Raw genomic sequence first — 23,127 nt, 5'->3', positions numbered from 1 at the left:
CTTTAGTCCCATTCCGGCACAGCGAGACACTTCCTAGACGACTGACCGTGGGGCCGGCTTTTCTGCTTTTGCAGCAGTGCCTCCGATAACCCTCTTTTGCCGGCCCGGGTCAGCTTTTTCACACAACCGAAAGGACGGGTAGCAACATGCGACCGCTCATCATCATGCATGGCGAGAACATCGACTGGTGCCATACCGTCATCAGAATGCTGATGTATCTGGTGGGCGTTGCAGTACTGGCACTCGGTATGAGTCTCCAGACGGCATCCGGCCTGGGCGTCGCCGCGCTCACGTGCTTTGCCACAACCCTATCCATGCTCACTGGCAAGACGCTCGGCTTTTGGATCACCGCAACCTACGTCGCCTACATCGTGGCGCAATTAGCCATCTTGCGAAGCGAGTTCCAGCCGCGCATCCTGCTCGAGTTGTTCTTCTCAACGCTGATTGGCGGCTTGACCGACCTCTTCATGGCGGTCAACCCACTGCATCCCACGGCACTCCCCACACAGATTGCGACCATGCTGCTCTCCCTCGCTGTCACCGCATTTGGCGTAAGTCTCGTCGTCAACATGGGCGTTGTCCCCAACGCGCCCGACGGCTTGGTGCAAGTCATTGCCGAAAAGCTTAAACGCCGCTTTGGTGACGTAAAAGTCGTGTTTGACTGCTCACATGTCGCCGCCTCGCTCGCGTTGTCGCTGATCTTTATGTACAACCTGGGCGGCTTTGGCGTCACGACCGCCATCTCGGCACTGTTCCTGGGCCATGTCATCAACGTCGCCAACAAGCTGTTCGCCCAGCGCTTTATCCGCGCGGCATTCGGAAAATAGCACCACCGTAAGAACCCGCGAACAGCGCTATACGTTGCTATATCTCACTATACTTTGCTATATCTTGCTATACTTTGCTATATCTTGCTATATCTTGAGCAAAGGTGGCTCACATGCAAACAAACCCTTTTAAGCCCACAGCAGGTAAAACACCTCCCACGATTATCGGCCGCGAAGATGTGCTCGAAGAATTCAATGAAGGCCTCACCAACGGGCCTGGTGCCCCTGGGCGCCTAATGCGCATAGCCGGCGTCCGTGGAACGGGCAAGACGGTCCTCCTTGACGAGTGCTCACGTTTGGCGCAAAGCCGTGGCTGGACGGTCATAAAAGAGGTCGCAACCGAGGGACTTTGCCAGCGCATTCTCGAACAGTTGCAGCCCAAATTCCAGGCCAAACACGCCAGATTTGAGCCCACCGTAGCTGGCATATCCATCGGCAGCATAGATATTGAGCGAATCGGCCCATCGCTACGCGACGCCATGAGACAGACAATATCCAAGAATGGAAATGGCCTGCTCATCACTCTCGACGAGGTTCAAGACGCAGAGCTCGATGAGGTCCGAACGCTCTCCATTGCGATTCAGCAGGTTATCGGCGAAGACCTTGATATCGCCTTTGTTTTTGCTGGGCTGCCTTCGATGATTGAAAGCATCATCAACGGAAAGACACTTACGTTTTTGCGCCGTGCCCTCCCCTTTGACCTGAAGGCTGTGGCAGTAACCGAAGTGTCGTACTCCCTCGAGGAAACCATTGAAGCGTCTGGCATGGAGTTGCAGCCAGGTATTGCCGGCCAACTTGCCGAGGCAACGCAAGGCTATCCTTTCATGATCCAACTCGTTGGATACTACGCATGGCAGTTGGCAAGACGCGCACATACACCGATTATTGGAGAAGAAGAAGCCGAGCGCGGCATTACAACGGCACGCGAACGCTTCTGTGCCATGGTGATTGAGCCCGCGCTACAGCGCATTCCGCCCACGTGCATCGCTTATCTGCTGAGCATGGCATCTTTGGGGCAGACGAGCTCGACCAGCATGGTTGCCGATGCCCTAAACAAAACGCCTCAACAGGTGAGTTCCGTCCGCAGCCGCCTGTTAAGAGAATCGATTATCGAGGCTCCCTCGTACGGCAAGGTCTCATTTGCCATCCCCTACATGCGCGACTACCTCTACGAGCACAAAGCCGAACTGGAAGTTGAACTGTAGAAACGGCAACTGCCCTGCAAGACGAAAACCGTTTTCGTACGGATTTAAAGCAGACGTAAACGATTTTCGTCTTGATTTGCGTACGGAATTAAGACGTAAATTGCGCTTTCGTACGCTTATTACCAGACGCAAATTGTTTTCGTCCGGCCATGCGTCCCCAATCTAGACGAAAAGAGCCCCGAGCTCGTATTGAACTGCATCCCAATTCTTGGACGGGCGCCGATGCCCTGATCTCTGCCATGTCGAGGTGCGAGATCAAATCCTTGGCGCGCTCGCCGGAGTGGTATGCCTTGTTCGGCGCCACCTTCCTGTAGAGCTTCTTGAGCTTCGTCTTCCCCTTGTTGCCCGGCGGCATCTCCGTCTCAGGTGGCAGCCCTAGGAAGGACAGGACACCGGGCAGGTCGCACAGCATCACGTCCTCGATGTCGGCCTTGGCCGCCAGGTCGACGACTCTCTGCGCTGTCGGCGAGATGTTCGGGGTGCTGCTACCGCCCGCTGGTTCGGAAGCTGGCAGGCAGTAGCGGGCAGTAGCGGCAGTAGCGGTGTGGCTCGATAGGCCCGAATATCCGTAAGGAAGGTGCTCGCTCTCATATGTGCTGATATGCCTCGCCTCGCGAACCTTGGGATGCTTCCTGAGGTAATCCCTCAATTCGAGCCACTCTTTATGCTCATAACGCTTCGAAATCGTTTCCCCGTCGACAGTTTCCTTCACATAATGGTATGTTCGAACGCCTTCGAACTTGCCGAACCCGTTCTCGACGCTGAAGTTTCTGAACCAGCGCGAAAACCCATTCAGGTCCATGAAGTTGACTTGGGGATGCCTGTCTTTCGTTCGTTCGAATGAGTGGACGAGCGGAGTGCCTTTGACTTGTTCCAGGCCGAAGGCTTCCATTTCGCGGGCCTGCTCCTTTTTCCAGAATTCGAGATACGACGTCAGCGTCTCGCTTATCGAGATCCTCCGCACGCTTTTCTTGCTTTTGGGCGAGCGAACGCTTCGATCGGCCGCGAACTGCTGCTCAATGAGGATGCTTCTGTTCTCGACGGAGACATCGGACCACGTCATCCCGAGGGCTTCCGCCCTTCTCATGTCGGTGTCGAGCATGAGCATCACGCATGTGATGTGCGCGTCCGGTTCTCGATTGAGTAGGATGTCGAGTAGGCGAGCGGCGTGATGGTTCCTTCGCGGTTGTCGTGGAACTTTTTTGCGTACGAGCCGACGGTGTCCCTCGATTTTTGGACGTAGGTGCCGCTGTTGAGTTCTGCCTTGTAGGCTTCGAGTGCGGCGTCGACCTCTCGGCTTTTGGTGGTATGTATGGTCTGCCACGGCGAATAGCGGTATTTGCCCGTGACCGGATCCTTGCCGAGGCTGTGACGGTAGCGCCACGTGTATTTGTCGCGGCGTTGCTTCGTTCCTTTGCCTATGACGAGAGGTCGGTCGTTCATCGTGTTCCTTGCCTGAAGTGCCTGAGAATCGCGCTCGGTTGCGCGGAATGGCGCAAAGGGCTGGGGCGGGTGGGCATTACCCTTGGTGGTGGGCCCTGCGTGGGGTCACACCCCAAGGGTAATGCTCCGCCTGACCGCTTTCAAGCTCGTTGTGGGTCGAATTTGGGTCGAATTATTCCGCGTACTTTTCTTTCGTAAATCTATGAAAACATCAAATGACCTGGAGTTATATTGACTTCAATTTGGGTCGAAATGTCTGAATGAAACAACGTCGTAGCGACCTCATAACCCGAAGGTCGGTGGTTCAAATCCGCCCCCCGCGACCATGAAACTTCAGGTCGGAAGCATAAAAGCTCCCGACCTTTTTCTTTGTCTAGGGGTTTCGGCATCTCTCGTTCTTTGGGTACCTCGAGGCGGGCAATCAGATAGATGCTTACGAGTATCATAGGGTCTTTTACGTCGCGGTCGTGTCTCGTACTGGTGCGCCGCTCTTTGTGGGACGTGTCACTTTGCCATAGGTTGTCCGGCGGCGGGGCGCAGGTCGTTCCCCGTGGCGTCGCTCCTTTCGACGCTACGCTGCCTGGCTACTCGTTCCACTGGTGCTTTTTCATGTCGACGCAGCCGTTGTCTCGGAAGGCGACTCCTTCCTCCGTCAGTAGTGCTCGCTGGTCGGGGAAGTTTGGCGCGAGGCGTCCCGCGTGGTTGACGACGCGGTGGCAGGGATAATCGCCGTAGCGATCCGCCTCGCTCAGCACCGCTCCGACCAGGCGAGAGTTTTTCTCCCTGCCGATGAGGCGCGCTATCTGACCGTACGAGGCGACGCATCCCGCCGGAATCTCTGCCACGACGGAGAGAATCTCATAAACCAAATCTTCGTCCAGGACTTTTCCCATCGTATCGCTCCCGTGTTCGCTTTTGCCTTCGGGGGCGCGGCGCCGATCACCCGTGCTGCGATTTTCGCAGCTCCCCTTACCGAAGCATCGAGGGAAAGCGTGTGCGTATCAAGGTTGTCTGGTCCAGTTGCTGGCTCGATGCCTCGAGATGTTCGCCTCAAGTGCGACCTGCCCCTATTGGAAAAGGATGCCGAAGATGTATTTGGTGATGGCGGAGCGGCGGATGACCCCCACGAGTTTGCCCTCGTCATCAACCACAGGAAGCTTCTTGAACTTCTTCTTCGCCAGCAGCGCGGCGACGCGGGCGATGCTCTGCTCGGGACGGGCACACACTACCTGGCGCGTCGCGAAATCCATGACGCAGCGATCCTTCAGGTCTTCGATGCGCTGCTCAAGGCTCTGATCGTCGAAGTACAGCATGGACGCGTCGCCGCCCGTGAAGATGGTGTGAGCGCGATGCTGCGCGATGGCTCCCATGACATCGCCGTCGGAGATGAACCCGACCACCTGGTTGCGCTCATCGATTACGGGCATGCTGCTCACCTCGTTTTCGGCGAGCATGCGCACCACGTCGGAAATCGTGCAATCCTGCGTGCAGGTGAACGGCTCTTCAATCATGATGCTCGAAACGGGCGTCCCCTCGAGCTCGAGCGGGATGCGCTCGGACAGAATCTCGGACATCGCTTATGCCTCCTTCGTTTTCGGTGCGGTTTTCTTGGTGCGCACGCTGAATATGGCGCAGATAAGGGAAACGAGGCCGATTGCCGCGCACACCTTGTAAGCGACGCCCGCGCCCACGGCGGTGGCTACTTGGATGCTCGCATCGACGCCGGCCGACGCGGTGACGCTTGTCATGACCGTGATGATGAGGGCCGTGCACAAACCGCCGGCGACCTGGCGGCCGGTGTTCGCGATGGCGTTGCCGTGGGCGATCATGTCATTTTTCAAGGCATTGACACCCCATGTGTTCACCGGCATGTTCGCGAGCGACTGGCCAGCGGACTGCAGCATGCAGAACAGCGCAACCACCAAGATGGGCGTGTTTACCGTCGAAAGCGAGAGCAGGAACAGGGCGCCGGTCATGAGGGCCAGGCCGACGATCGAGATGGCACGCGGACCGAACTTGTCGAACACCACGCCGGAGATAGGGCTGATGATGATGCCCACCGCCGCGGCGGGAAGCATGGCCATGCCGGTTTCGAAGGCCGAAGCGCCAAGCGAGGTTTGCAGCAGCAACGGCAACAGCGTGTTGGTGACCAGGCATGCGGCGTTGATGAGCGTGACGATGATGGCGGCCACGCGGAACTCGCGCGTCTTGATCGTGCCCAGTTGAAGCAGCGGGTCCTCGATTTTGCCCTGGCGTACGACGAACAGCACCAAGCACACGACACCCGCGACGATCGAGCCGAGCACCACGGGGTTGCCCCAACCCATCGACGAGGCGCTCGAGAACCCGTAGAGAAGTCCGCCGAAGGCGATGGTGGAGAGGACGACCGAGGGCAGGTCGAGCTTGGGGTTCTTCAGCTCGCCCACGTTTTTCAGCATGAACACGCCCAGCACCAGCACGAGAATTGCGAGGGGGACGATGGCGCCGATCATGGTGCGCCAGCCGTACGTGTCGATCACCGCGCCGCCTACGACGGGGCCGACCGCGGGACCCGCCGACATGACGATGCCCGCCATGCCCATAGCCGTTCCTCGTTTCTCGACGGGGAACACCAGCATGGGAACCACCGAGACAAGCGGCATGAGCACGCCTGAGCCCGCCGCTTGCAACACGCGACCGATGATGAGGAACAGGAAATCAGGGGCTGCGGCGCACAGCAGCGTGCCCAGCGCGAACACCAGCGTCGCCCCGAAGAATAGCGCGCGGGTGCTGAACTTGTCGATAAGGAACGCCGAAACGGGGACCATGATGCCGCTCACCAGCGGGTATATGGACATGATCCACTGGGCAGTCGAGGCATCGATGGCGAAATCGGACATGATGACCGGCAGCGCAGGCGACATCACCGTTTGGTTCAGTAGCGCCAAGAAGGCACCCAGGACGACGACCGCGACGATGCGGATCTGGGTACCGGTAATGCGCCCATTGGCGGGCGCGACCGTACAATTATCAGACATAAGCTTCCTTCGTATCTATTCGATTCTTCGCCGAAGGCGCGCCGGCCCACGGGCGAAATAACATGCACGTGCTATGCGTGCATCAGATACGACAGGAAGAAAGCGGCTGCTCAGAGCGCACTTGGGGAACAACAGGAGAGGCCCCGTATACCAGGGGCCGCCGAATTGCGATGTATGCTTTGGTCAAATCCTTCATAGCGGGGAGGTATTCTAGCAGCCGTCTTCGCCCCTTTCAAGGGATGTAACCCAGACGTTGATTTTCTTCACCGAGGCGCCATCGTTGACGGGTGGCGTGCTTCTCTATCGCCACACCGCGGGGCGAGGGAACGCCGCGGCGAGCTTGTACATCGGCTATGTGTGCAGCTGCGAGCGTGTCGCCGGCGCGCGCTGGGCGCCAGTCCGATCCGGCCGACTCTTGCCGACGGTCGGTCGCCGTCCTCCTCCATCTCCGCCTGCTCTGTTTTTGCTCGGCTCCCTTGTCGTATCATGGACGGACGAGAATTGAGCGAAGGCGGTACGTATGAACATCCAGATATTCGGCACGAAGAAAAGCTTCGATACTAAGAAGGCGCAGCGCTATTTCAAGGAACGTCGTGTGAAGTTCCAGTTCATCGACTTGAAGGAAAAGGGGATGAGCAAAGGCGAGCTCGAAAGCGTGGCGCGCGCCGTCGGCGGGATCGACGCTGTGATCGATCCAAAGGCGAAAGATGCCGACACGGTTGCGCTCGTACAGTATCTTGCTGCCGACCAGAAGTTCGAAAAGGTGCTCGATAACCAGCAAATTCTTCGTGAGCCCATCGTTCGCAACGGCCGCCAGGCAACCGTTGGCTACGAGCCTGACGTGTGGAAGGGCTGGGAATAAAGCGGCTGGGAATAAAGTGAAGCGCCCACGCCCGTGGTTTTATCCACGGACGCGGGCGCTTGCATAAGACGTCTCTTGTCGTTTGAGTGGAGCGCCCCGGCGGCGCTGAACAACGCGCCCCGGTGACGTGGCTCGGGGTTCTTTGTGCCGCACATCTATGAGAGGAGATATTTGATGCGCATGGGCGCTACTCCATGTAGCCACCCTGAATGGCGGAAACTGCATGCTCGGTAAAGAACTTGAGCGTGCCGGAGGTATAGCGATTAGCCTTGGGCTTCCAAGCGGCTCGGCGCTCGGCCAGGACGGCATCGATCTCGGCCGGCTCCATCTCCTTGCCGGCGATGCCCACAATAGACAGCGAGCGCTCGGGGATGTTGATCTGGATAAGGTCGCCCTCCTCGATCAGGGCAATCGGGCCGCCCACGGCAGCCTCGGGCGAAACGTGACCGATAGCCGGGCCCTTGGAGGCGCCGGAGAAGCGGCCATCGGTGATAAGGGCAATGCTCGCACCCAGCTCGGGATCGCTGGCGATAGCCTCGGTGGTGTAGAACATCTCGGGCATACCGGAACCCTTGGGGCCCTCATAGCGAATGATAACGGCATCGCCGGGCTTGACCTCGTGCGTCAGGACGGCGTGGATGGCGTCCTCCTCGCAATCGAACGGACGGGCCTTAAGCGCGGCCTGGAACATCTCGCGCGGAACAACCGTGTGCTTGACGACGGCGCCCTCGGGGGCAAGGTTGCCGTGGAGGATGGCGATGGAGCCGTCGGTACCAAAGGCCTGGTCAAACGGGCGAATGATGTCCTCGCGCTTGAGGTTCCACTTCTCAAGGTAACGACCGCACTTCTCGTAGTAACCGTTGTTCTTGAGGTCCTCGAGGTTCTCGCCAAGGGTCTTGCCAGTGATGGTCATGACATCGAGGTGGAGCATCGACTTGATCTCCTCCATGATGCGCGGCACGCCACCTGCATAGTAGAAGAACTGCGCCGGCCACTCGCCTGCGGGGCGAACGTTGAGCAGGTAGTGGGCGCCACGGTGCAGGCGGTCGAAGTCGTCGGCGGACATCTCGATGCCAAACTCGCGGGCGATAGCAGGAATATGCAGCAGCGAGTTGGTGGAACCCGAGATGGCGCCGTGGACCATGATGAGGTTCTCGAAGGACTCCTTGGTCACGATGTCACGCGGACACAGGTTGTGCTCGGAGAGCCACACGGACTGACGGCCGGCCTCGCGCGCAAACTCACACAGATCGGAGCTGGTTGCGGGCAACAGGGCCGTGCCGGGGAGCATAAGGCCCAGGGCCTCGGCGGTAACCTGCATGGTCGACGCGGTGCCCATAAACGAGCAGGCGCCGCAGCTGGGGCATGCGTTGTGCTTGGCAAACTCAAGCTCCTCGCGGGAAATCTCGCCGCGCTCGTAGCGGGCAGAAATCGCGCCGAGCTGCTCCAGGGTCAGCAGGTCAGGACCGGCATCCATGACACCGCCGGTAACGACGATGGAGGGGATGTTGATGCGGCCCATGGCCATGAGGTTCGCAGGCAGGCCCTTATCGCAGCTGGCGACAAAGACGCCGGCGTCGAACGGGGTGGCCTTGGCATGGATCTCGATCATGTTGGCGATCATGTCGCGGCTGGGCAGCGAGTAGTTGATGCCATCGTGGCCCTGGGCCTCGCCGTCGCAGATATCGGTGCAGAAGTAACGGGCACCGTGACCGCCAGCCTCGGCAACGCCGGCACGGACCTCCTCGACCAGCTCAAACAGGCCGGCAGAACCCGGGTGCGAGTCGCCAAACGTCGACTCGATAATGACCTGCGGCTTGTCCAGGTCCTCGATGGACCAGCCAGAGCCCAGGCGCAGCGGGTCCATCTCGGGGCTGATGGTGCGAAACTTGCCGGAACGCGGCTGCAGCTTGGCAACCAGGTCGGCTGCCTCCTGCTGAATCTGTACCTTGGTCTTCTCGTCCATGATGCTCTCCTCTTTTGATTTGAACGGTTGTACCAATCGTTGGTTAATGAATCAGGTGTAAATGGGTACCGAGCGATGCACTCGGCGGAAGATGCTTAGCTACGCGAACTAGGCGAAGAACGAGATCACCAGGGCGCAGGCAAGACCCGAAAGGCCGATGAGCGTCTCCATAACGGTCCAGGACTTGAGGGTTGTCTTCTCATCAATCTCCAGGAACGAGGAGCACATCCAAAAACCGGCATCGTTGACGTGCGAGAGGGCCGTGGCACCGCCGCAGATAGCAAGACAGATAGCGGCACGCATGAGCACTGAGGCTCCGGCAACCGCAGGCATGGCGGCCATAATGCCCGATGCCATGGTCATAGCGACGATGGAGCTGCCGACAGAGGCACGCACCATGACGGCAATCAAAAAGGCAACGACCACCAAAGGCAGCGGTGAGGCCTCGAGCATAGGGCCGATAACCTGGCCCAGGCCGCAGTCCTGCAGCATCCAGCGGATCACACCGCCGCAGGCAATGACCAGCAAGATCATGCCGACGGGCTTAAGAGAGCGGTCGAGCAAGGCCTTGAGCTCGGCGCCGGAGTAGCCGCGCCGCGCGCCCAGCAGATACATCGCGACGAGCGTGGCGAGCGTCAAAGCGACAAACGGCTTGCCCAGGAAGGCGAGAATCGAGGCGAGCTCGGCGGGCATGGGGATATAAGAGGACAACGTGCCCAGCAAAATCAGACAAAGCGGCGTGAGCACGATGGCAAGCACCATGCCAAAGGAGGGAAGCTCCTTTTCGTCGCTCGCACCCTCGGCAGAGGTAAAGTGCTCCGGAACATCGGTAAAAATGCGACTGCCCACGTTGCGACCCCAGATGACGCCGGCGATCGCCATAGCGATGAAGGCGGTAGGGATACCGACGAGAATCATGGTGCCCAGGTCGACACCGAGCGTGCCGGCGACCAGAACCGAACCGGCCGATGGCGGCACAAACGCATAGCCAGCGGCAAGTCCTGCGAGCAGCGCGATGCCGTAGTAGAGCGTCGACTTTTTGGTCTGCGATGCCACGCTAAACGCAAGTGGGATCAAAACGACCACGCCGGCCTCAAAGAACACCGTAGTGCCGATAACCAGACCGGTAATGCCCAGCGCCCAGCTGGAATGACCCTGCCCAAAGGTATCGATGAAGGTCTGGGCGATCTTCTTGGCGCCGCCGCTCTCTTCAAGAATCTGACCAAACATCGAGCCCAGGCCAATGAGCAGGGCGATGTTTTGCAGCGTAGTGCCCACGCCCTTGGTGACAGTGTCCGCCACCAGGTCGAGCGGCATACCGGCGCCGATGCCGATCGCGAGCGCCGAGACCATCATCGAAAGCACGGGATGCAGCTTGAACTTAATGATGAGCGCAAGCAGCAGCGCAATGCCCACGATGGCGGCGATGACCAGCCTGGTGGGGTCGGCCATAAACGTTGGGTCTGACATCTTTCCTCCAATTCATCAGACCTTTTGAATTCGTCTGATGACTATAGCGTGTTTTCGAAAGGTCTGATGTTTCATTTTAAAATTTGCTCGAAATACATCTGATGTATTTGGTGAACGGTCGTATTTGCGCTGCGAACGGTATATCTAAGCCGCCCGACTCAAATCCAGCGGCCAATATTGCATCCGTGGTGCGCTAAAATAGCTCAGATGAATTTTGTAATGAAAGGTATAGCTATGGCCCGCGCCGATTCGGGACTCCCCGAGCAGATAGCAGATAAAATCATTCAACTGATCCTGGATGAGCATCTTGAGCAAGGCGACCGCCTGCCCAAGGAGGCTGTGCTCGTCGAGCGCCTGGGTGCTGGCAGGAGCACCGTACGCGAAGCCATGAAGCTGCTGCAGTCGCGCAACATCGTGCGCATTAAGCAGGGCTCGGGCACCTATGTGGCATCAAACCCCGGCGTTGCCGACGACCCGCTGGGCTTTACCTTTATCGACGACAAGCAGCGTCTGGCGCGCGACCTACTCGAGGTGCGCTTTATGATCGAGCCGCAGATTGCACGTATGGCAGCCGAGCACGCAACCAACGACCAGGTCGTCTATATCAAAGAGCTCTGCGACGAATCCGAGCGCCTGGCCGAGGCCGGTGAGGATTACTCCGCCGCCGACACCGCGTTCCACAATGCCATTGCCGAGAGCTCCGGAAACCTCGTCGTTCCCCGCCTGATGGGCGTGCTCAAGGCATCCGTCCCCCTCTTTATCGACGTGACCGGCAAAAAGCTCGTCGAGGAAACTATCCGCACGCACCGCGATGTGGCCGACGCCATCGCCTCGCGCAATCCCACCGCCGCGCACGACGCGATGTATCTGCACCTGGTGTATAACCGCAACATGATCGCAGAGAGCACGCAGGAACAGAGCGAATAAACGTCCGCGCGGCAAGGGCGAGATCACCGTTTACCTTTTAAAAGTGAACGTTCACCTGATTTTAGGAGAATCTGATTTTTAAATCCTCCTCTTCTCCTATACTGACCTTGTATGAAAAGCAAGACTTATATAGATGAACGTTTCTTTTGAAAGGATCGCTATGTCTGATCTTATGGACAGCTTCCGTCTGGACGGCAAGGTCGCACTGGTAACCGGCGCCACCTATGGCATTGGCATGGCCATTGCCGAGGCGCTCGGCGAAGCCGGCGCCAAGATTGCCTTTAACGCCCGTCATGCCGACAAGGTCACCGAGGCCGAGAAGCACTACCGCGAGCTGGGCTTTGATGCTCACGGCTATGTTGCCGATGTCACCGACGAGGCCGTCGTCGCCGAGCTCATCGCCAAGATCGAGGCCGATTTTGGCACCACGCCCGACATCCTGGTCAACAATGCAGGCGTCATCCAGCGCACGCCGATGCTCGACATGAGCGCCGAGGACTTCCGCCGTGTCGTCGATATTGACCTCAACGCACCGTTTATCGTGTCCAAGGCCTGCCTGCCCGGCATGATCGCCAAGGGCCACGGCAAGATCATCAACATCTGTTCGATGATGAGCGAGCTGGGCCGCGAGACCATCGCCGGCTATGCTGCGGCCAAGGGCGGCCTGAAGATGCTCACCAAGAACATCTGCTCGGAGTTTGGCGAGGCCAATATCCAGTGCAACGGCATTGGGCCCGGCTACATCGCCACGCCGCAGACCGCGCCGCTGCGCGAGACGCAGCCCGACGGCAGCCGTCACCCGTTTGACCAGTTCATCATTGCCAAAACGCCGGCCGCCCGTTGGGGCACGCCCGAGGACCTGAAGGGCCCCGCCGTGTTCCTGGCTTCCGACGCGTCGAACTTCGTCAACGGCCACATCCTCTACGTCGACGGCGGCATTCTCGCATACATTGGAAAGCAGCCTCAATAAGCGTCACCGCAACTGCCCACATCAGGTTTCATCCACTCGTTTTTCATTTGAGTTGCGGTGAGATAAGGATTGGGTTTGGCTTCTATCAGGCAAAACAGTCCGTATTTCACCGCAAGTTAGAAATAGAAAGGTAATTCGCAATGAAGATCGCTCTGATCAATGAGAACTCTCAGAACTCCAAGAACCCTATGATTGAGGCTGCCCTTAAGAAGGTTGTCGAGCCCATGGGCCACACTGTCTTTAACTATGGCATGTATGCCGACGCCGACTCCAAGCCCCTCACCTACGTGCAGAACGGCATCCTCGCCGCCGTGCTGCTCAACTCCGGCGCTGCCGACTACGTCGTGACCGGCTGCGGCACCGGCGAGGGCGCCATGCTCGCCTGCAACTCCTTCCCCGGCGTGCTGTGCGGCCATGTTGCCGACCCGCTCGACGCCTACACCTTTGCCCAGGTCAACGATGGCAACGCCGTCGCCATACCCTTCGCTCTTAAAAACGGCTGGGGCCAGGAGCTCAATCTTGAGTACACCTTCGAGAAGCTCTTCGGCTTTGGTTCGGGCAACGGCTATCCTGCCGAGCGCGTTGAGCCCGAGCAGCGCAACAAGAAGATCCTCGACGGCGTGCGCGCTGTGACCATGCGCCCGCTCGTCGACGTCCTGGGCGAGATCGATCAGGACCTGGTCCGCGGCGCCCTGGCTGGCGAGCACTTCCAGGAGTACTTCTTTGCCAACGCCACCGACGAGGCCATCATCGCCAAGGTCAAGGAGATCCTGGGGCTCTAATCGCACGGTTCATTGCTGCTAACGCAAGCGGCGGTCGTCCCATGTACGGGACGACCGCCGCTTTTTGCTATCTACCGACTGACGCCGTGGGGATAGGCCCCACATGCGCCAAGGGGTTGACTAGAGCTCGCAGGCAACCTTGTAGCCATCGCCGATGGCGTCGCGAATGTTGCCGCACTTGTTGGCATCGCCCAGCACGTGGGTGGCAACGCCGGCAGCGGCAAGGTCGTCGGCCAGCTTGGTATTGGGACGATAGCCCATGGCAAGCACCAGCGTATCGGCATCGGCGATGGTGTGGACCTCGCCGTCCTTCTCGTAGCTGATAGTGTCCTCGGTAATCTCGGTCACCTTGGCCTCGGTCAGCACGTGAACGCCCTTGGAGAGCATGCGCGTGATGAGCACCGCGCGACCGGCGCCGCCCTCGTTGGCGGCGAGCGTCTTGGTCATCTCGATGACGGTGACGTCGCGATTGGCCGGCGACAGATCGTTGACCAACGGGGCCAGGTAGTCGGCCGTCTCGCAACCGACGGTGCCGCCGCCCACGATGACAATCTTCTTGCCCGGGAAAGCTTTGCCGCCCAACAGGTCGTCAGCCGTCATAACCTGTTTAAAGCCCTGCATGAAGGCCGGGGCGATGGGCTCGGCGCCATAAGCAAGGACAACCTCGTAGCCCGCGTAGTCACGCTGAATGTCCTCGGCAGTAAGCTCGGTGCCAAATACGCACTTCACGCCGGCCTCGGCCAGACGACGATACTGATACTTGATCACGCGGGTGAGTTCCTGCTTTGCCGGCGGCACGGCCGCAATACGCATCTCGCCGCCCGGCTCGTCCTGCTTATCCACGAGCACCACGTTGTAGCCGCGCTTGGCGGCAATGTAGGCTGCCTCCATGCCCGCAGGACCAGCGCCCACAACCAGTACGTTCTTGGCCTCGGCGGCAGGCTCGTAACCGGCCTCGTCGCGCTCAACATCGGGATTGACGGTGCAGGAGATGCGCTTGCCAAACATAATGCCGTTCAGGCAGCGCAGGCAGCCGATGCAGGGGCGGATATCGTCGGCGTTGCCGGCAGCGGCCTTGTTGCAGAACTCGGCATCGCACAGATTGGCGCGGCCCATCATGCAGATGTCAGCAGCGCTGTCCTCGATCAGCTCCTCGGCAATCCAGGCCTCGTTGATGCGGCCGACCGTGGCGACGGGAATGTTGACGTGCTTTTTAATCTCGCGCGAGCAGGCGGCATGCGAGGCCTGCTGCGTACCGGCGGCGGGAATCGCAGAGCCGCGCTTGATGGTGGTGCCGCCCGACACGTGAATCATGTCGACGCCGGCCTTCTCCAGGCGACGCGAGACGTAGATCATGTCGTTGAGGGTCAGACCGCCATCGGTGTACTCATCGCCCGAGATGCGGACGTCGATGATAAAGTCCTTGCCGCAGCGCTCGCGAATCTCGGCGATGACCTCGAGCAAAAAGCGCATGCGGGCGTCGAGCGAGCCGCCGTACTCATCGGTACGCTTGTTATAGAGCGGGGTCAAGAAACCGCCGAGCATGCCGTGGGCGTGCGCCGCATGGACCTCGACGCCATCGACACCGGCCTTCTGCATACGCACGGCAGCGTCGCCAAACTGATGCGTGAGCTCGTGAATCTCGTCGACCGTGATAGGACGCGGTGCCTCACGGGCATAGGACGGTCCCACGAAGGACGGAGCGATCAGGCGCGGCGTGCCCGGAATGTTAAAGGCCATGTAGGCGGGGTGAAAGAGCTGCGGCATGATCTTGCAGCCGTACTCGTGCACGGCGGCGGCGAGCTTTTCCCAGCCAGGGATAAACGTGTCGTCGTAGCAGCACATGTCACCCGGCAGATAGGTATAGGTGGGCTCGACCGTCACGACCTCGGTAATGATGAGGCCCACGCCGCCCTTGGCGCGGGCACGGTAATGATCGACCAAGTCGTCGGTCACATAGCCATGATCGGCCAGGTTGGTGGACACCGGCGGCATAAAGACGCGGTTCTTGACCTCGGTCGTACCGACCTTGATCGGACTAAAGAGCATCGGGTAGGCGGAGGACTCCATACAGGGTTCCTTTCATTTGAGCCGCTCGGCGGCAGTTGCTGACGTACCTATCGTACCAGCAACTGCACAACACCCGACCGCACGCACTCCCCTGCCTACGTATCGACCCACAAAAAAGTTGCGGTGAGATACGGAGCAATCGAGGCTTTTGACAGCCAAAACAGTCCGTATTTCACCGCAACTGATGGATGGGATGTGTTAGAGGCCCAGGTAGCTGGTCATGCCTTCGACGGCGAGCTTAGCACCTGCCACGGCATGAACCACGGTGAGCGGGCCGTTAACCACGTCGCCGGCGGCAAAGACGCCAGGTACGGTGGTCATGCCGCGCTCATCGACCGAAAGAAGGCCGCGATGGTCGGTCTCCAAGCCACCCGTCGTAAGCACAAGCTTGTCCTTGGGCACCTGCGAAGCCGCAATCACAACTGTGTCGGCAGACACATGGTCAAGCTCTTCCTCGTAGCCCACCACATTGTTGTCCTCGTCGAAGATAGCCGTCTCGAAGACCGGACCGTTATCGTCGATGGCATAGATCGCCTTGCCGCACACAATCTCGGCACCATCGAGCTCGGTCAGCTCCACCTCGTCATCGATGGCCGAGATATGGCGCGATCGAGCATACACGGTGACCTTACGAGCACCCGAGCGCAGCGCCGTGCGGGCCACATCCATGGCCACGTTACCGGCACCGATGACCGCCACATTCTGTCCGATCGCCACACTCGAAGGATCAACCAGGTAATCGATACCAAACAGCACGTTGCCGCGCGACTCGCCGGGAATACCCAACTTGCGAGCTCGCCAGGTACCGGTACCGACAAAGACCGCGTCGTAGCCGTCACGTAGCAGGTCATCGATGTGCAGTGCGCCGCCGATGGTGGTCGAGGGGCGCACGCGCACGCCAAGCGAGCACATCACGTGACGGTACTTTTGTACGAGCGCACGGGGCAGGCGGAACTCGGGGATACCGTACTCCAGCACACCGCCGATCTCGGGGCGCTGTTCAAATACCGTGACGGCACAGCCCAGCTGGGCCATCTTAATGGCCACGGTAATACCGGCGGGACCGGAACCGACCACGGCAACCTGTTTGCCGCACGACGGCGCGGGCTTCCACTCCTTACGATCCAAATACGCCGTGGAGATATAGTTCTCGATGCTCGAGAAATGCACGGGTGTGCCCTTGCGGCCCTGAATGCAAGCACCCTCGCACTGGCCCGAATGGTTGCACACCATAGAGCAGACCGCGCTCATGGGATTGTTCTGGAACAGCAGCTCGCCCGCTTCTTCTAGACGACGCTGTTTGAACAGGTCGATGACCTGCGGAATAGGCGTCTGAACCGGGCAGCCTTTAATCTGACAGAACGCCCTTTTACAACCTAGGCAACGATTCGCCTCTTCGACAATGTGGATAGCCACGCAACTCCCCTTTTTAATGCAATCCAATGGGGGCGACGATAAAGACCCTTCACCGCCGCCCCCATACAGGTAATCTCAATCTGCCGACACGGCAAAAGCCAATGCTATAACTCGCGATGAGAAGCCCCGCAGCAAGCAGACATGTGCTCGAGTGTCGCCAGGCAGTCAGCCGCCGTCGCCGGTACGCTGTTCTCGACCACGCAGGGAATCCCAGGGCAGGCGGCAGCCGCCCAGGCCACCACAGGCTCAAAGTCATATCGTCCCGTCTCGCCCACGCCATGACACACCAGGCGCGAACCCGTACCGTCGCACCATCCGGCTCCGTCCTCGTTATCAACGATCTCAAAATCCTTGGCGTGCAGCACGCGGATCTTACTGCCGCATAAGTAGAGCATGCGCGCGGTGATTTCCTGCGCTTCGTCAACGACGCTGGGGTGCAGCAGCGACACTGGGTCATAGATCACGCCGAGCGACGGGCTCGAGACGCGCTCCAGCACCTCACGGCAGCGATCCGGCGTGTTGACCGTCTCGTTCCAACCGGGCTCGATCAGTATTTGCCCGCCCACGGCCTCGGCCCGATCGCAGACGCGTGCAAGTCCGTCTGCAAACGCTTCGAGTGCCCCATCGGTCATGCGGTCGTCAGCAACGCGGTTCTGCGCATTGGGGCGACCGGTCTCGGTGCCAACCGGGCATCCGCCGAGCATCTGGGCAAAGTTCAGGCATGCCTCGTACTCGGCAATGTTATCCATGAGCTGTTGGCGATCGGGCGTCGCCAGATTCTTGTAGCAGCCGAGCACGGCGACCGAAACGCCCGCCTCGTCGAGCACCGCACGCAAATGGTCGGCAAGCTCGCGGGTCAGGCCGCCTCGATCGATCCCCATCGATGCGTAGAGCACCTTGCTCGGCAGCTGAATGCACGAAAAGCCCAGCTCTCCCGCCATGCGGATGCGTTCCTCGACGGTCCCCTGCGGAAGGTCGTGCAAACGCACACCCGGAGTAATAGCCCCCACGTTATTCACATCCCTTATGAGCGTTGATGCCCGGGGTGTATCCGCCAAACGGGTCCTCGATAGAGCACACGCCCGAGGGAGCAAGCGGGTCATGCCTGCCGGCCAGTTTGTCGTGATGCATGGTCTCGATATAGGCAAGCACCAGCGGCGCCACGCCCTTCGCATCGTTTTTGACGATAGGCTCGCTCATGTAGTAACCAAACGTGCCCTCGCGGTGCGCGGTGTTTCCCAAGCCCGCAACCAGGCAGATGTTGTCGAGCGCCAGCTGCCCATCATGCTCGGACAGGCAGGTCTCGCAGATGCCGTCGAAGGCGCGACGGCCGTACTGGTAGTAACGCTCGCCCAGCACGCCTAGACGCACGCCCTTCATGATGGCATTGGCAAAAATCGCGCTACCAGACTCCTCCAGGTAGTTGGGGGCGATATTGGGCAGGTTGATGACCTGATGCCACATGCCGGTCTTCTCGTCCTGATACGGCAGCATGGCATCGATCAGGTCGTGGAACATCTTGCGAATCTCGTCCTTCTCGGCTGACATCGAAGGCGGCATGAGCTCCCAGGTATCGATGAGTGCCATGGCAAACCAGCCCTCGGCGCGCAGCCAGAAGTTAGCCGAAAGGCCGGTGACCGGGTCGCACCAGAACTGTTTGCGGCTCGCGTCGTAAGCGTGATAGTACAGACCGTTGAGGGGGTTGCGCATCAGGTCATGCACGACCTGGAACATATGGAAGCTGTCCGAGCAGGCACGACGGTTGTGGAAGCTCAGCTCGTACTGCATGTAGAACGGCTGGGCCATATACATGCCATCGAGCCAGATCTGGTTGGGATAGACGGCCTTGTGCCAAAACACGCCTTCTTTGGTGCGCGGCTGGGTCTCGAGCTGGCGGTAGATGGTGTCCATGGCGGCACGGTACTTGGGCTTGCCCACCAGGTCATAGAGCTTGTAGAGGGTCTTGCCCGCATTGACGTTATCGAGGTTGTACTCCTGCGGGTTGTAATGCTTGATGGTACCGTCGTCCTGGACAAAGAAATCGATGTAGTCATCGGCAAAGGTCAGGTAGCGCTGCTCACCCGTGATCTCGTACAGCTCGATGAGCGCCTTGATCATGCAGCCGTCGATATAGTTCCAGGTGTTCTCCTTGCCGGCGCGAATCTTTTCGATATTCCAAGCCGGCGCCTGCGGCGTAGAGGTTTCGATCAACTGCTCGATATAACGGTCCAGGATTTGATTGCAACCCATTGCTGTCCCCTCTGACATAAACGATAGGTGAACGTTACCCCTAGTGTAACGCGAACGGGGAATATAGGGTGAACGTTAACCCTATATTCCCCGCAAACGGCAGACTTTTAGCGGCAAACGGCGGTGAGACCCGCGGCGATGCGATGCGCCAGGCGCTCATAGCCGGCAGGACTGTAATGCAGACCGTCCGGCATATAGAGCTCGCGGTGCTCCGGCAAAAACGGGCTGATGCCGCTTTGCGCATACAGGTCAATCACCGGCACGGAGTAGCGGTCGCAGACTTCAAGCATCGCTCGCACGTAGGCGGCCTGCGTCAACCCCAGGTGGTTGAGCTCGTCGCTTGCCGGGATATCCTTCTCGTGCTTACCACTCGTCTTGCATGGCGTCATAAACACGAGCTTTGCCTGAGGTGAGCGCGCCGTGATGGTTCGGATCAGATAGTCGACCGCACCATAGAACTCATGCGCATCGGTGCTGCCCAACTCGCCAAGCGGCACGTTGCGGCTAAAGTCGTTAACGCCGCCAAAGACAACATAGACATCGGCCGCATCGTCGATGCCGTCCAAGCGCTCGACAAATGAATCGGTACGATCGGCCTTGATGGCAATACGCGAACCCTTGATGCCAAAGTTCTCGACGACTGCACCTCCCAGCAACGCGCCCAAATGCGAGGTCCACGAGATGTCGTTGCCTCCCCCACCGCAGCCGTTGTCGCCCCAGGTCGTTGAGTCGCCAAAGCAGCAAATGGTCGATTCACTCAAGCTCTTCGTTTCCATAATCTTCTCCTCATCCGCCCATCGGCGGTCATACAGGAACGTACCGTTTATTCGCAGCATGCCGAGGGGCTATGCACGGGGGCGCATTCCGCAACGTGCGAATCGAGCCATTCGATATCCTCGGCAAGATATGTCACGCCCAGATGGTGTTCACCCGGACATACCTCGTGCCGCAGGCCATCTCTGCGACCCAGCAACTTGTAGGCATCGCGCACGATCTCGAGCTGCTCGTCAACATTTTTCAGCCCGCGCGAACCGTTCAGATGATCCTCTTCGCAGCTTTGCACCAGCAGCGGATGCGGCGCGATGAGCGAGGCAATATCGCCCATGTCGAGTAAGCGCCAAAGTCCGGGCGTGTAGTTGCAGCTGCAATTGCCATTGAGATGCAGCAGCGAATCATCGACACCGTACAGATAGCCCGAGACAAACGCCTTGCGCACACGCGGGTCGAGTGCGGCCAGGTACAACGTCATGTAGCCGCCACCCGAAAAACCAAAGCAACCCAGGTCATCCATGGCAATGTCGCCGCGCGCCTCCAAGTAATCGATCAAGCGCATGTTGTCCCAAACGTTGAGGCCCGCAACCGTAAGACCCAGCGGCTCGGCCATACGTGCTTGATTCAGACACGTACCGCGCAGGTAGCTGTTCTCGTCATCGCCTTGGCCCTTCCAGTCACGACGGTATCCCCAACCGCGCGCATCAGGACAGACGGTTACGTAACTCATGCGTGCCAAACGCAGACCGTAGTCGTAATTGAACTTACGCACGGCATCATCGACAGCCGGCACGCCCGCAACACCGGCTACGCTTGCTGCACCCGCTCCCTGATGGCCATGCGGGCAGATATAACAGCGTTTGAGTCCCCGCTCATCAAGCTTAGGATGAGACGGTTCCAACAGGTAGAACGGCATCCAAACATCGCGCTCGACCTGCAACATCGCATGAGTGCGCACGATGCCGCCGGCAACCCGCACGCGGCTGAGCTCACGAATCTCAATCGGGACGCGGTCCATAAGCGAAAGGCCCAAAACATCGTACAGACGAGTCCTGGTCGCAATCTTCCATGTCTCAAAATCTGCAGGAGTCTTGCCCGTAAAAGCAGCCGAACGCCCCTCGCGCTTCAGCCGGGCACGCAGCGCAGGTTCGTCTTCGCAGTACGTCTCGATGTGCACGGTGCGACCGTTGGCAGACAGTTCAGCCGTCTCAACCGCATCACCGTCGCCGCCCTCGGGATCCCAGCCATCCACACCGGCAAGCACCTGCTCGCGAGCGTACCCGGCGGCAGCCATCACATCGAGTTCATTCGCCCACGGTACCCAGCCGGTAGTATCACCCGCCGGCCCATGCAGAATCGCGCCAGCATACTGCACGCAGTTGTGTGCCGCCGGCTTATTCCAATCCCACCAGCCTTCGCGCTTGATATGTCGCCCCAGCCAGCAATCGATCAGCACAGTTTGCGCCCATTCGCGCCAAGGACGACCCAGGTAGACCGAATCCGGCGCCACGCCATCCGGAGCTGTAAACGAACAGCCGTGGAACACAAAGCCGTGCGGCTCGCCTTCGGGCGTCGACACCGCCGTCACGTAGCCGTTCACGTCCATATCGCGGTTGAGCGAGCGAATCTCGCACCCCTCAAAGTAGGCACGCGCGCCGCCAAAGATAAAGTCGACATCGCCCTCGATCCGGCAACGTCGAAAATACTGGCGCCCCACCCGGCGCGGCGCATACTGTTTGGGTCCTATAAACCCGCCCGGTTTGGCCTCATGCGGCGGCAGCGGACCCAAAAACAGCGTGTCTTGGTGTCCCTTAATGCAGCAGGCATCGACAACCAGACGGTCGCCATCAGCATACAGGGCAATCGCTTGACCGACCTCGCGCCCATCGCCCGCATCGTTTTCGATCGTGAGGTTCTCGAGCCGTACGTCGTCGGCATCGACCAAAACGGTATAGGTCCTAAACGTGCCGAGCGTGCCGTCGACGCCCGAGCCGTCCTCCGAAGGCATCTTGGCACCCAGGCTGCCCACGATACGCACGCTGTCGGCCGTCTCTCCCTCAATCGTCACATGCGAGCGATGAATCTCGACCCGCTCGCAATACTCGCCCGGATCGACGCGAATCATCACCGGTTGCTCGGCATCCGGATAGAGCTGATCGGCTGCCGCCAAGGCATCGGAAATCGTTGGATACGCTCCTGCCGCAGCCCTCGAAACGCGCAGCGTATAGATACTTTCGCTCATCGTCCATCACGCTCCCATGCAACGAACTGCTCGGGCCAACCCTGAACCTGTGGCTGAATATGCTCGGCGCAGCCCTTAAATGCCGTTTGGGCCGTGGCGAGCGATGCCCCATGCTTTCCATGCGGAAAGACATGTAGGCTAAAGCCAATCCCGTGGTCGGCAAGAGCCTGCGCAAGAAGGAGGCTATTTTGAACTGGTACCGATGCATCCTCGGCGGTATGCCACAAGAACGTACGGGGGAAGCCATCGCCCACCATATTCTCGATCGACAACTTTTGAGCCAAAGCGCCATCGGCACCCGTTAGGTGTTCAAACGAACCACGATGAGCATAGGCCCCCGAGCTTACGACCGGATAGCCCAAGCAAAGTGTGTCAGGCCGAATCGACTCAGGCGATGCCGAAATCGACTCTGCAAGCCAGGGTTGGTCCCAAAGCGCCCCGAGCAAGCCAACTAGATGCCCACCGGCCGAAAAACCCATGACCGTAATCCGATCAGGATCGACACAGTACTCTGCCGCATGGCTTCGGACGGTATCGACCGCCCGCGCGAGTTCTTGCAATGCCAGCGGATAGACAGCCGGAGCAACCGAATAGTTCAGTACAAACGCTTGGTAGCCCATCGCCAACAAACGGAGCGCTACCGGCTCGCCTTCGCGCGGCGAAACGTGATCGTAGCCGCCTCCTGGCACGACCACAACTGCAGGCAGCGGTTTTAAAGCATAAGCATCTTCGGTCGGGGCAAAAACATAAGACGTAATCGTGGCAGACGAGCCATCGACCCCGACAGGAATCGTTTTATTGAGCATGTATTCCCTTTCACCATGATGCGTAGCGCAGCGCACACGGCCGTATCGCACAAGGGCTGCATTGCCGATTTATCCGACAATGCAGCCCTGGTCATCAACCCGA

20 protein-coding genes are annotated in these 23,127 nt (G+C 59.3%); 6 read left to right on the top strand and 14 right to left on the bottom strand.

The genetic code is table 11. From position 1 onward, the window contains the following. The first annotated feature begins 146 nt into the window (after positions 1-146). Both GXM19_RS09610 and GXM19_RS09605 read left to right on the top strand, forming a co-directional pair. Entirely contained in the window at positions 147-827 is a 681-nt protein-coding gene (locus GXM19_RS09610) for a YczE/YyaS/YitT family protein (protein ID WP_055309694.1), read from the top strand. Positions 828-940: 113 nt separating this feature from the next. Beyond that, the gene (locus GXM19_RS09605; RefSeq protein WP_050766098.1) at positions 941-2,032 is read left to right on the top strand and encodes an ATP-binding protein; all 1,092 of its coding nucleotides are present in this window, start codon (positions 941-943) and stop codon (positions 2,030-2,032) included. Positions 2,033-2,120: 88 nt separating this feature from the next. Here the strand turns inward: GXM19_RS09605 and GXM19_RS09600 are convergent, their stop codons facing one another. The 5 genes from GXM19_RS09600 to GXM19_RS09585 all read right to left on the bottom strand — a co-directional run bounded on the left by GXM19_RS09600 (position 2,121) and on the right by GXM19_RS09585 (position 6,492). After that, entirely contained in the window at positions 2,121-3,134 is a 1,014-nt protein-coding gene (locus tag GXM19_RS09600) for a site-specific integrase (protein WP_239057619.1), read from the bottom strand. A 5-nt stretch (positions 3,135-3,139) separates the two neighbouring features. Beyond that, positions 3,140-3,475 (bottom strand): hypothetical protein, encoded by a 336-nt coding sequence (locus tag GXM19_RS11160; RefSeq protein WP_006234743.1) that lies wholly within the window; start codon positions 3,473-3,475, stop codon positions 3,140-3,142. A gap of 584 nt (positions 3,476-4,059) precedes the next feature. Then, positions 4,060-4,368, bottom strand: a complete 309-nt coding sequence (locus tag GXM19_RS09595; RefSeq protein WP_006234744.1) for an MGMT family protein — start codon at positions 4,366-4,368, stop codon at positions 4,060-4,062. 174 nt (positions 4,369-4,542) lie between these two features. Next, complete coding sequence (locus tag GXM19_RS09590) at positions 4,543-5,049, bottom strand: CBS domain-containing protein (protein ID WP_006234745.1); 507 nt, start codon at positions 5,047-5,049, stop codon at positions 4,543-4,545. A gap of 3 nt (positions 5,050-5,052) precedes the next feature. Next, the gene (locus GXM19_RS09585; RefSeq protein ID WP_006234746.1) at positions 5,053-6,492 is read right to left on the bottom strand and encodes an MDR family MFS transporter; all 1,440 of its coding nucleotides are present in this window, start codon (positions 6,490-6,492) and stop codon (positions 5,053-5,055) included. Positions 6,493-7,012: 520 nt separating this feature from the next. On the opposite strand from GXM19_RS09585, the gene GXM19_RS09580 reads away from it, so the two are divergent. Beyond that, on the top strand, positions 7,013-7,354 hold the full coding sequence (locus tag GXM19_RS09580; RefSeq protein WP_006234747.1) for an arsenate reductase family protein: 342 nt from the start codon (positions 7,013-7,015) through the stop codon (positions 7,352-7,354). A gap of 187 nt (positions 7,355-7,541) precedes the next feature. Here the strand turns inward: GXM19_RS09580 and ilvD are convergent, their stop codons facing one another. After that, positions 7,542-9,320, bottom strand: coding sequence for a dihydroxy-acid dehydratase (ilvD, locus tag GXM19_RS09575; protein WP_006234748.1), 1,779 nt, complete (start codon positions 9,318-9,320; stop codon positions 7,542-7,544). A 108-nt stretch (positions 9,321-9,428) separates the two neighbouring features. Further along, entirely contained in the window at positions 9,429-10,790 is a 1,362-nt protein-coding gene (locus GXM19_RS09570; RefSeq protein WP_040358792.1) for a GntP family permease, read from the bottom strand. A 234-nt stretch (positions 10,791-11,024) separates the two neighbouring features. On the opposite strand from GXM19_RS09570, the gene GXM19_RS09565 reads away from it, so the two are divergent. The 3 genes from GXM19_RS09565 (at position 11,025) to GXM19_RS09555 (ending at position 13,469) form a co-directional block, all read left to right on the top strand. Further along, positions 11,025-11,717: a FadR/GntR family transcriptional regulator gene (locus GXM19_RS09565; RefSeq protein ID WP_040358795.1), complete on the top strand. Its 693-nt coding sequence runs from the start codon at positions 11,025-11,027 to the stop codon at positions 11,715-11,717. A gap of 160 nt (positions 11,718-11,877) precedes the next feature. After that, positions 11,878-12,687 (top strand): gluconate 5-dehydrogenase, encoded by an 810-nt coding sequence (locus GXM19_RS09560; protein ID WP_040358806.1) that lies wholly within the window; start codon positions 11,878-11,880, stop codon positions 12,685-12,687. Between the two features lie 140 nt (positions 12,688-12,827). Next, complete coding sequence (locus GXM19_RS09555; protein WP_006234753.1) at positions 12,828-13,469, top strand: RpiB/LacA/LacB family sugar-phosphate isomerase; 642 nt, start codon at positions 12,828-12,830, stop codon at positions 13,467-13,469. 120 nt (positions 13,470-13,589) lie between these two features. Here GXM19_RS09555 and GXM19_RS09550 read toward each other — a convergent pair whose 3' ends face one another. From GXM19_RS09550 to GXM19_RS09520, 7 genes are all read right to left on the bottom strand, one after another. Beyond that, positions 13,590-15,539 carry an NAD(P)/FAD-dependent oxidoreductase gene (locus GXM19_RS09550; RefSeq protein ID WP_115596163.1) on the bottom strand — a complete coding sequence of 650 codons (1,950 nt, stop codon included), beginning with the start codon at positions 15,537-15,539 and terminating at the stop codon, positions 13,590-13,592. Positions 15,540-15,737: 198 nt separating this feature from the next. Beyond that, positions 15,738-16,955, bottom strand: coding sequence for an FAD-dependent oxidoreductase (locus GXM19_RS09545; protein WP_040358808.1), 1,218 nt, complete (start codon positions 16,953-16,955; stop codon positions 15,738-15,740). A 104-nt stretch (positions 16,956-17,059) separates the two neighbouring features. Then, the gene (locus tag GXM19_RS09540) at positions 17,060-17,965 is read right to left on the bottom strand and encodes a sugar phosphate isomerase/epimerase family protein (protein WP_050766099.1); all 906 of its coding nucleotides are present in this window, start codon (positions 17,963-17,965) and stop codon (positions 17,060-17,062) included. 1 nt (position 17,966) lies between these two features. Beyond that, positions 17,967-19,205 (bottom strand): glycoside hydrolase family 88/105 protein, encoded by a 1,239-nt coding sequence (locus GXM19_RS09535; RefSeq protein ID WP_115596161.1) that lies wholly within the window; start codon positions 19,203-19,205, stop codon positions 17,967-17,969. A gap of 107 nt (positions 19,206-19,312) precedes the next feature. After that, on the bottom strand, positions 19,313-19,981 hold the full coding sequence (locus GXM19_RS09530) for an SGNH/GDSL hydrolase family protein (protein WP_040358810.1): 669 nt from the start codon (positions 19,979-19,981) through the stop codon (positions 19,313-19,315). Positions 19,982-20,028: 47 nt separating this feature from the next. Then, entirely contained in the window at positions 20,029-22,218 is a 2,190-nt protein-coding gene (locus tag GXM19_RS09525; RefSeq protein WP_172544909.1) for a pectinesterase family protein, read from the bottom strand. Then, positions 22,215-23,024: an alpha/beta hydrolase gene (locus GXM19_RS09520; RefSeq protein ID WP_006234764.1), complete on the bottom strand. Its 810-nt coding sequence runs from the start codon at positions 23,022-23,024 to the stop codon at positions 22,215-22,217. Before GXM19_RS09520 ends, GXM19_RS09525 begins: the two co-directional genes overlap by 4 nt. Positions 23,025-23,127: the final 103 nt, after the last annotated feature.

This window comes from Collinsella aerofaciens ATCC 25986 (genome assembly GCF_010509075.1).
In the GTDB taxonomy this organism is placed as follows: domain Bacteria; phylum Actinomycetota; class Coriobacteriia; order Coriobacteriales; family Coriobacteriaceae; genus Collinsella; species Collinsella aerofaciens.
This window is presented reverse-complemented; position numbering and strand designations above follow the sequence as displayed.